The following is a 9,270-nucleotide window of genomic DNA, read 5'->3' as shown; positions in this document are numbered from 1 at the left end:
GGTCACCGACGAGTATCAGGTGGGCCGCCATCTGTGCAACATCGAATCGGTGTACACCTACGAAGGGACGCACGACATCCATACCCTCATCGTGGGACAGGACCTGACCGGACACGCCGCCTTCTCCTGAGCCGGCCCGCGCGCGGGGCTCCTTTCACCTGCCCGGGCATCCGCCGGGCCCGCGCTCGCTCCCGGAAGGCCCACGTTCCCCTCCTGAGAGATCAAGTGGCGGCCGTTGACGCGCGGCGGCTTTCTAGCCGTCGCGTCCAACGGTGCCCCAGTTCACTCGGTACTCCTCACGAATGTTGACGCGCGGCCGTTCCTCAGCCGCCGCGTCCAACGGTGCCCCTGCTCACTTGGCCTTCTCCGACAGGTTGAAGCGCCGGGATCGGAATGCTATATTCCGCCGCGCGTCGCGGTCCGCAAACCCTTTCCGGAGGCGCCTTGCCCCAGAAGCCCGGACTCTCCGGAAGCCTTGCCACGATGGCCTTCCCCGACCTGCTGCAGTGGATCAGCCAGGCGCGCAAGTCGGGAACGCTGAGCCTGCAGCACGAATCCCTCGTCAAGCGACTCTTCCTCGGCGACGGAGTCATCACCTCCTCGGGCAGCAACGATCCGCGCGAGTTTCTCGGCCAGATCATGATCAGCCAGCAGCTGCTCACCGAGGCGCAGCTCAAGGAAGCCTTCGACGAGCAGGAGAAACGACACGTCATGCTGGGGCGCGTGCTGGTCCAGAAGGGATGGATCCCCGAGGAAGTGGCCGCCCAGGCGCTCAAGCGCAAGACCGAGGAGACGGTCTACAGCCTTTTCCTGTGGGCGGAGGGGAGCTTCGAGTTCCACGAGGCCGCGGCGCCGGCGGAGGAGGGCGTGCCGATCCGTCTGAAGGTGGAGGAGGTGCTCCTCGAGGGGCTGCGCCGCTACGACCTTGCCCAGAAGATCCGCCGGGCCTTTCCGCATCGCATGGTCGTCCTGGAGCGCACCCAGGTGAAGCCTTCTGCGGAGCTGATGTCCAATGCCTTCGCCCGCAAGACCCTCGAGCTGGTGAACGGCAAGCGCACGCTGCAGGATCTCTGCCTGGAGCTGCACGCCCCGGAGTTCACCGTCAGCTATTTCCTGCTTTCGGCCCTGGAGCGCGGCTTCGTGCGGGTGGGATCGGCCGGAAAGGAGACCGCCGCGGCGGTCGCCGCGGCGCCGGCCACCGACGGCTTGCGGGCGGCGAAGGACTTGCTGCGGGCGGGGGCCCTGGAGGAGGCGCTGGCGCTGCTGGAGCAGCTGGCGCGCACCTCCGGTCAGGCCTCGGAAGTCGGCGAGCTGATGAAGGTGGCCGAGGTGAACCTCATCGACCGCTTCTACCGCGGCGTGCTCCCCCCCAAGCAGATTCCCTACCTCAAGCGCCCGCTCGAGCAGCTCACCGAGGAGTCGCTCACTCCCGAAGAGGTCTTCCTGGTCAGCCGCGTGAACGGCAGCTGGGATCTCAAGTCGATCGTGAGCATCTCGCCGCTTCGAGAGGTGGACGCCCTGCGGGTCCTCAAGCGCCTCAAGGAGCGCAGCATTATCGCGCTCAAGGAAGCCTGAAGCCCCTCACCGGCACGCCGGGTGGATTTCCCCGACCTCCTGGTAGCGCTCCGACTCCAGCTGCAGCGTGGTGTGGCAGATGCCGAAGCTCTCCTCCAGAACCCGCTTGATCCGGTTCAGCAGCGCGTCCGAATCCCTGAGGACGCGGTCCTGCACGACGACGTGCCCGCTCAGCGCCGGCATGCCGCTGGTGATGCACCAGACGTGCAGATCGTGGATGGCCACAACCCCCTCGACCGACTGAATCGCCCGGTGCAGATCCGCCAGAGCGACTCCCGGCGGGACGCCTTCCAGGAGAATGTGCGAGGCATCGCGCATCAAGCGCGCGGCGCCCCAGAGGATCACCGCGCCGATGACCAGGGAGATCACTCCATCGGCGGGTGTCCAGCCGGTCCAGCGGATCACCAGGGCGCCGGCGATCACTCCCACCGACGACAGCGCGTCCCCCGTCATGTGCAGCAGCGCCCCATGGACGTTCAGGTTGCGACGCGACGGAGAAAGCAGCGCGATGCCGACGAGGTTCGCGATCAGGCCGACGATGGCCACCTCCAGCATCAATCCGGCATCCACGGCCTCCGGCCGGAACAGGCGGCGGGTGGCCTGGACCATCAGGTAGAGGGCAATCACCACCAGCAGGGTGCCGTTGATCAGGGCCGTGAGAATCTCCAGCCGCAGGTAGCCGTAGGTCTTCTGGTCGGTGGCGGGACGCAGCGCCACCGTGACCCCGAACAGGCTCAGCAGGAGCGCCAGCAGGTCGGTCAGCATGTGGCCGGCATCCGAAAGCAGCGCCAGGCTGTGGGAGACATACCCTCCCACCGCCTCGACGACGAGGATGACGGCGGTCAGAGCGGCCGCCGCCAGCAGCCTGCGGCGATCGCGCCGTGGCTCGCCCTCCTCGCGCCGGTGGACGTGCATCAGGCCTCGTCTCCTTCGAGGATGACCACCGCCGCAGCGGTTTGCGCCGTGTGGGTCAAGGTGAGATGGATGCGCTGCACGCCGCGCCGCCGGGCCGCTTCGGCCGCCTGTCCGCTGATCGCCAGGTCCGGCTTGCCCGATTCCGAGCGCACCACCTCCAGCTGGCTCCAGCCCAGCCGCCAGCCGCGACCCAGCGCCTTGAGGAAAGCTTCCTTCGCCGCGAAGCGGGCCGCGAAGTGAATTTCCGGATGGCGCTTGTCGCGGCAGTAGGCGGCCTCTCCGGCGCGAAAAACGCGCCGGATGAAGCGCTCGCTGTCCTTGTCCAGAAGGCGGCGAATGCGGTCCACCTCGCACAGGTCGATCCCCACGCCCAGAATCATCCGCCGGCTCCGAGCGCTTCGAAGGCGACCTCCCCGTCGTCCCGCAAGACCAGCAATCGGTGCGCCTCGCGCCACGCTGGGAGCACGAAAACCTCGATCGATCCTTCGGCCCCGGCGTAGGAGAGGCGCATCTCCTGGTGGAAGTGTCCCAGCACCATCATGTCGGCCCCGAGCCGGCGCACTTCCAGGGCGTAGCGCCGGCACTCCTCTTCCGGAAAGCGCTCGCGGTGCCGCTGGTTCGTCCGGGCCATGTCGCGCTCCAGCCGGGTCGCGAGCCGGCGTGCCGCGCCGGAGGGGAGAGTTTCCAGGACCCCCAGCAGCAGCGGGCCCTTGGCGACGCGGCGCCAGAAACGGTATTGCCGATCGGCCCGGTTCACCAGGTCGCCGTGGGCCAGGTGGATGCGCCGTCCGCCGAAGGTGATCTCGGTCTTCTCGCGGACCACGCTACGGAAGGGATCACTCTCGAAAAGTCGGCCGAGTCGGTAGTCGCGGTTCCCTTCGACGTAGACGAGGTCCATGCCGGCGGCGCGCAGCCGGCGCAGCGCCTCGAGAACGCGATGGTGGCATTCGGTGAGAAAGGCCGGGGAGCCGACCCAGAGATCGAAGAGATCGCCCATCAGGTAGAGCGCGGCGGCGTGCGAGGGAGCGTCTTGCAGGAACCGCAGGAAGGCTTGCAGCTCGGGATCGCCGTCCCGGAGGTGCGCGTCCCCCAGGAAGAGGATCGAGTTCATTTCCGAATCAGGTCGGCGTAGTTCCCACCCAAGGAGGAGTCGCGCAGCGAATTCCCGCGCAGCATCCACTCGGCCGCCAGGCTGAAGAAGAGCTTCTCCGTTTCCTGCAGCTTCGCGGGATCCGCCTGCTTGGCGTCGCGGGCTTCGCGATAGGAGCGGGCGGCCTCGCCCAGCGCGGCGTCGACCGCCGGGTTGTCCATCTCCAGGAGGGACTTCCCGTCGGGCATCTTCTCGAGGCGGCCCCCCACGCCTTGCAGATGGCGGGCGACGTCGGCGCCGTACTGCGCCTCGGTGGAGGTCGCCTCGTCGCGCACCTCGGCGAATCGCTGGGCGGCGCTCGGGTAGTCCCCGGCCCCCAGCTGGACGAGGGCCCGCTGGTAGGCGGGTGGGGCTGATTTGGGATTGAGCCCCGCCGCCTTTTCCAGCTTTCCGGCGGCATCCGTGTAGCGTCGCGACAGGAGATCGGTCTGTGCATCGGAGGTCAGTGCCAGCGCATAGAGGATGGGATTTGGGTCCGTGTCGCGCCCCATCGCCTCCACCGATTTGCGGTAGGTCGCGGCCGAGCCGGCGCCGTCGCCGGCGAACTGGTAGAGCCGGGCCAGCCGGAAGAGATCCTCGCCGTCAAGGTCGGTGCGATTGCCGAACTTCTTGATGCCCTCCTGCGCCGCCTGCTTCATCTCCGGCAGGCGTTGCAGCGAGGCGTACAGCGCGGTCAGGTAGTACGAGTCCTTGATCGTCCCCTCCCCGGAAGCGGCGCTCTTCGCCAGGAGCGGCTCCGCCTTCGCCTGGAATTCGCGCGCCTTGTCGGGAGAGTTCTTGAGGTTGTAGAGGTAGGCGAGCTGGTAGTAGGTCTCGCCGTCTTTCACCCCCTTCTGCACCGCTTTCTCGAGAAGAGGCTGGGCCGCTTCGTAATCGCCCCGCTCGTAGAGACGCGCTCCCTCGTCGGCCGCCTTCTTCGCCTCGGAGGCGGCGCACGAGAGAGGCAACAGGCAGAACAGGGCCCACAGCGCGAGGATCTTGCGATGCGCGGGCAGGGACATGGACACCTCGATGCGCGAGAGGTTGCGGACTCGGCATCGTAGCACGCGGGATCGCGCCGCTTCAATCGCCGGCGGGATCCTCGCGCTCCGGGGCCTGGGTGAACTCGGCGGCGCGCCGGAAAGCCTCGAGCCGGCCCGCGGCGATGGCCGAGCGTGCCCGCTGCATCAATCCGGCGAAATAGGTCAGGTTGTGCAGCGTGTTGAGGGTGGACGCCAGGATCTCGCCGCAGACGAAAAGGTGGCGCAGGTAGGCGCGCGAGTAGCGCGTGCAGGTGCGGCAGGCGCACAACGGATCCAGGGGACGGGGATCCTCGCGGTACTCGCGGCGCTTGATGTTGATGCGGCCGGCGGAGGTGAACAGGGTGCCGTTACGGGCGTTACGCGTCGGCAGGACGCAGTCGAACAGGTCGATCCCTGCGGCGATCAGATCGATCATCTGACCCGGGACGCCGACGCCCATCACGTAACGCGGTGCTTCCGCCGGCAGCCGGATCGCCGTATCCGCCGCGACCTCGGTCGCCAGCTCCGGGGGCTCGCCCACCCCGATTCCACCGACGGCGAACCCGTCGAAAGGCAGCGCGCCGATCTCCTCGGCCCCGCGCGCCCGCAGGTCGGCGTGCACCCCTCCCTGCACGATGCCGAACCGCCGCTGTCCCGCGCCGAGCGGCTCTTCGAGGCTGCGGCGCGCCCAGGCGAGCGTCCGCGCGAGCGAAACCTCGAGGCGCTCCCGATCGGCCGGGTAAGGCGGGCAGTCGTCCAGCGGCATGACCAGATCGGATCCCAGGTCGCGCTGGATCGCCGCGCTGCGCTCCGGTGTCAGGCGGAAGCGGGAGCCGTCGAGATGGCTGGAGAATTCGACCCCGTCCTCGTCCAAGCGGCGGCGCTGCGCCAGACTGTAGACCTGGAACCCGCCGCTGTCGGTCAGGATGGATCCGGACCAGCCCATGAAGCGGTGCAACCCTCCCAGCCGCGCGACCGTCTCGGGGCCGGGCCGCAGCAGAAGATGATAGGCATTGGCCAGGATGAGGCGATAGCCCATCGCCTCCAGGTCTTGCGGCTCCATCCCCTTGACGCTCCCGGCCGTCCCCACCGGCATGAAGGCCGGCGTGGCGACGGCACCGTGGCGCGTCTGCAGCAGACCGCAGCGCGCCCGGCTCGCGGGATCGGCGGTGGTGACCTGAAAGAACATGGTCTCGACCTCAGAGGATCAGCATGGCGTCGCCGTAGCTGTAAAAGCGATAGCCGCGCTCGAGGGCGTCTTCATAGGCGGCCAGGATGCGCTCGCGGCCGGCAAAGGCGGCGACCAGCAGCAGCAACGTGGAGCGCGGCAGATGAAAGTTGGTAATCAGGGCGTCCACGTTGAGGAAGCGATGCCCGGGGAGAATGGTGAGATCGCACTCCCCTTCCGCCCCCTGCCTGATGCCGCGCAGTGCCGCATGCTCCAGGACCCGGGCCACGGTCGTCCCCACCGCCACCACGCGGCCGCCACGGCGGCGCGTGGCGTCGATCGCCTGCAGCGTCGCGTCGCTCAGGACGAAGGGCTCTGGCAGCACGCGGTGCTGGCGTGCGTCATCAACCCGTACCGGGAGGAAAGTCCCGGGACCCACGTGCAATGTGACGAAGCAGCGCCTGACCCCTTGCGTCTCCAGGCGCGCCAGGAGCTCATGGGTGAAATGCAGGCCGGCCGTCGGGGCGGCCACGGCTCCCCTCTGCCGGGCGTAGATCGTCTGGTAGCGCTCGCGGTCGAAAGCACCGTCCACCTCTCCGGCCGGGCGCCGGATATAAGGCGGCAGGGGCATCTCTCCCGAGCGCTCCAGCAGGCTCTCCACTTCGGCTTCCCCGGGGAAGCGCAGCACGATCCCTTCCCCCTGCCTCCCTTCGATCTCCGCCGCCAGGCCGGGGAACTCGATCCTCGCGCCTCTCCGCAGCTCGCGGGTCGCGTTGCACAGCGCCTCCCAGCATCCGTCCCCCAGCGGCCGCGTCAGCAGGAACTCGACCGCTCCCCCCGTCGGCTTGCGGCCGCGCAGGCGGGCCGGGAAGACGCGCGTGTCGTTGAGGACCAGGAGGTCCCGCTCGCTCATGAGATCGGGAAGATCCGCGAACTGCAGGTGCCGGCTCGTGCCGGCAGCGCGGTCGAGGACCAGGAGCCGGGAGGCATCGCGCGGTGATGCCGGTTCCTGCGCGATGGCGTGCTCCGGCAGCAGATAGTCGTAGTACTCCAGCCGCGTCTCGTCTTCCCTCACGCGCCGCCCCGGTACGGGATCGGGTCTTCGATTCCCGCCTCGCGGAAGCCTTTGAGCCGCAGGCGGCACGACTCGCATTCGCCGCACGCCCGCTCCTGCTCTCCGTAGCAGGACCAGGTCAGGTGGAACGGAGCGCTCAGCCGCATTCCCTCCCGCACGATCTCCGCCTTGCGCAAGTGGACGAGCGGCGCGACCACCGTCAGCCGGGTCTCCGGTCGCGTCCCCGCCTCGATGAGCCGGTTGAAAGCTTCGATGTAGCGCTCGCGGCAGTCGGGATAGCCTGAGCTGTCCTCTTCGACCGCGCCGTAGTAGATCCAGCGGGCCCCAAGGACCTCGCCCCAGGAGACTGCGGCGGAGAGGAAGTGGGTGTTGCGGAAAGGGACGTAGGTGGTGGGAATCACGGAGGGGCCGCCGCGCGATTCGGACAGCGGCATCGAGACGTCGGTGAGCGACGATCCCCCCGCGGCTGCGAGCGGATCGACGCGGGAGACGAGGCGGCGCTCGACTTTGTAGTGGTCGGCGATCGCCTCGAAGGCCCGGCGCTCGCGCGCTTCGGTCCGCTGCCCGTAATCCAGGTGCAGGAAAGCCGGCTCGTGATCGCGGCAGACCATCGCGGCCACCACGGCCGAGTCCATCCCGCCGCTGACCAGCGCCACCGCCAGGTCCCGATCGCCGGCCATCACACGCCTCGCGCGTCGGGCGCCCAGATCATCTTGTGAATCTGCAGCTGCAGGCGCGCCGGCAGACGGTCGGAGAGGATCCATTCCGCCAGGTCGCGCGGCGCCAGCACGCCGTGGACCGGAGAGAGCAGCAGGGTGGCACGCCCGGCCAGATCCCGGCGCCGGATCAGGTCACGAGCATATTCGTAGTCGCGCCGGTCGTTGAGGACGAACTTGATCTCATCGGTCGGCTTGAGATGCTCCAGGTTCTCCCAGCGGTTCTTCGGCTCCATGCCGCTTCCGGGGCACTTCACGTCCAGCACCACGCGCACGCGTCGGTCGAGCCGCGCGATATCGAGGCTCCCTCCCGTCTCGATCATCACCTCGCGCCCCTGCTCCAGGAGCCGGGAAATGAGAAGGTGCACCCCGTCTTGCGCCAGCGGCTCGCCGCCGGTGAGCAGGACCAGGTCGGTCCCGTAGGAGGCCACGCGCTCCGCGATCGCCTCGATGGACATCGACTCGCCTCCTTCGAAGGCGTAGGCGGTGTCGCACCAGACGCAGCGCAGGTTGCACCCTGTCAAACGGACGAAGGTGCATGCCCGGCCGGTCTGGGTCGATTCCCCCTGGATGCTGTGGAAGATCTCCGTGATCTGGAGGGTGGCGCCGGGAGAGCTCAAGGCAGGAGGCTCCGCAACCGCGCGAGGTTGACGCGGTCCTCGGCGTAGTCCTTCCCCTTGGGAGTCTCGAGGATCATCGGAACCTCCTTCAGCCGGGGATCGTTCAGCAGGAGATCGAAGGCGCGCAGGCCGAGCCGCCCCGCGCCGATCGCCTCGTGTCGATCGACGCGCGATCCGAGCTCCCTCTTGGAGTCGTTCAGATGGATGGCGCGCAGGGCGTCCAGTCCCACCGTCTCGTCGAAGCGCTGCAGGGTCTCGCGGTAGGCCGCCGGGGTCCTGAGATCGTAGCCGGCGGCGAAGACGTGGCAGGTGTCGAGGCAGACCCCCACGCGCCTCGGCTGCGCCACGCGCCGGCGGACGGCGGCGAGCTGCTCGAAGCGGTGCCCCAGCGAGGAGCCCTGGCCCGCGGTGGTTTCCAGGAGGACCATCACCTCCTGACGGGGACGCGCGGCGTGGACCTCGTCGAGGGCGCGCACCAGCCGGTCCAGCCCCGCCGCCTCCCCCGAGCCGGTGTGCGCGCCCGGGTGCGTCACCAGGAAGCCGATTCCCAGCGCCTCGCAGCGGTCCAGCTCCACCAGGAAGGCGTCGCGCGAGCGGGCCCACAGCGCCTCGTCCGGGGAGCACATATTGATCAGGTAGGAATCGTGCGCCACCACGGGACCCAACCCGGTGGCGGTCAGGTTGTCGCGGAAACGGCGCGTCTCGCCGTCGCGGAAGGGCGCCGCCCTCCACTGGTTGCTGCTCTTCACGAAGACCTGAAGGACCTCGCATCCCACATCATGGGCCGTGGGAACTGACTTGTCGATCCCGCCGGCGATGGAGATATGGGCTCCCAGACGCACGCGCGCCGCGTGGTGCCGCTTCGGGACCCTGGCTCTCCTCTCGCTCACGGCGATGGCGCTCCTGGTTCGGCGGTCGGCCCCGGCGCCGGGCGCACGGGGCCCGACGGTGCTCCGTTCCAGTCGGTCCGGGTGAGACTTCAGCTCGGAGGGCTTCGAAGCAGTGCGGACTTGCCGCGCGCTGCCGCGCGACTTTCCACGCGCGGGACCG

Annotated in this window: 11 protein-coding genes; 2 read left to right on the top strand and 9 right to left on the bottom strand. The window is 68.8% G+C overall.

Annotated features, from left to right (window positions below; all coding sequences use genetic code 11):
* Positions 1–130 (top strand): acyl-CoA dehydrogenase (locus VFW45_18905; GenBank protein ID HEU5182866.1); only part of this gene is annotated, 130 nt, incomplete at its 5' end.
* A 314-nt stretch (positions 131–444) separates the two neighbouring features.
* Entirely contained in the window at positions 445–1,575 is a 1,131-nt protein-coding gene (locus VFW45_18900; GenBank protein ID HEU5182865.1) for a DUF4388 domain-containing protein, read from the top strand.
* A 6-nt stretch (positions 1,576–1,581) separates the two neighbouring features.
* Here the strand turns inward: VFW45_18900 and VFW45_18895 are convergent, their stop codons facing one another.
* The 9 genes from VFW45_18895 to VFW45_18855 all read right to left on the bottom strand — a co-directional run bounded on the left by VFW45_18895 (position 1,582) and on the right by VFW45_18855 (position 9,110).
* Complete coding sequence (locus tag VFW45_18895; GenBank protein ID HEU5182864.1) at positions 1,582–2,490, bottom strand: cation diffusion facilitator family transporter; 909 nt, start codon at positions 2,488–2,490, stop codon at positions 1,582–1,584.
* Positions 2,490–2,870, bottom strand: a complete 381-nt coding sequence (locus tag VFW45_18890; protein HEU5182863.1) for a holo-ACP synthase — start codon at positions 2,868–2,870, stop codon at positions 2,490–2,492. Before VFW45_18890 ends, VFW45_18895 begins: the two co-directional genes overlap by 1 nt.
* Positions 2,867–3,601, bottom strand: coding sequence for a UDP-2,3-diacylglucosamine diphosphatase (locus VFW45_18885; protein ID HEU5182862.1), 735 nt, complete (start codon positions 3,599–3,601; stop codon positions 2,867–2,869). The genes VFW45_18890 and VFW45_18885 overlap by 4 nt, the downstream gene beginning before the upstream one ends.
* Positions 3,598–4,641 carry a hypothetical protein gene (locus VFW45_18880; GenBank protein ID HEU5182861.1) on the bottom strand — a complete coding sequence of 348 codons (1,044 nt, stop codon included), beginning with the start codon at positions 4,639–4,641 and terminating at the stop codon, positions 3,598–3,600. Before VFW45_18880 ends, VFW45_18885 begins: the two co-directional genes overlap by 4 nt.
* Before the next feature lie 61 nt (positions 4,642–4,702).
* Positions 4,703–5,830 carry a tRNA guanosine(34) transglycosylase Tgt gene (gene tgt, locus VFW45_18875; protein HEU5182860.1) on the bottom strand — a complete coding sequence of 376 codons (1,128 nt, stop codon included), beginning with the start codon at positions 5,828–5,830 and terminating at the stop codon, positions 4,703–4,705.
* 10 nt (positions 5,831–5,840) lie between these two features.
* Complete coding sequence (gene queA / locus VFW45_18870) at positions 5,841–6,884, bottom strand: tRNA preQ1(34) S-adenosylmethionine ribosyltransferase-isomerase QueA (GenBank protein ID HEU5182859.1); 1,044 nt, start codon at positions 6,882–6,884, stop codon at positions 5,841–5,843.
* A complete protein-coding gene (queC, locus tag VFW45_18865) occupies positions 6,881–7,564 on the bottom strand; it encodes a 7-cyano-7-deazaguanine synthase QueC (GenBank protein ID HEU5182858.1) in 684 nt (227 codons plus the stop codon). The genes queA and queC overlap by 4 nt, the downstream gene beginning before the upstream one ends.
* Positions 7,564–8,220: a radical SAM protein gene (locus tag VFW45_18860; GenBank protein ID HEU5182857.1), complete on the bottom strand. Its 657-nt coding sequence runs from the start codon at positions 8,218–8,220 to the stop codon at positions 7,564–7,566. Before VFW45_18860 ends, queC begins: the two co-directional genes overlap by 1 nt.
* Positions 8,217–9,110 (bottom strand): deoxyribonuclease IV, encoded by an 894-nt coding sequence (locus tag VFW45_18855; GenBank protein ID HEU5182856.1) that lies wholly within the window; start codon positions 9,108–9,110, stop codon positions 8,217–8,219. Before VFW45_18855 ends, VFW45_18860 begins: the two co-directional genes overlap by 4 nt.
* Positions 9,111–9,270 lie beyond the last annotated feature (160 nt).

This window comes from Candidatus Polarisedimenticolia bacterium, from assembly GCA_035764505.1.
Classification (GTDB): Bacteria; Acidobacteriota; Polarisedimenticolia; order Gp22-AA2; family AA152; genus AA152.
The sequence above is the reverse complement of the archived record's forward strand: the minus strand, read 5'-3'. Positions and strand labels throughout refer to the sequence as shown.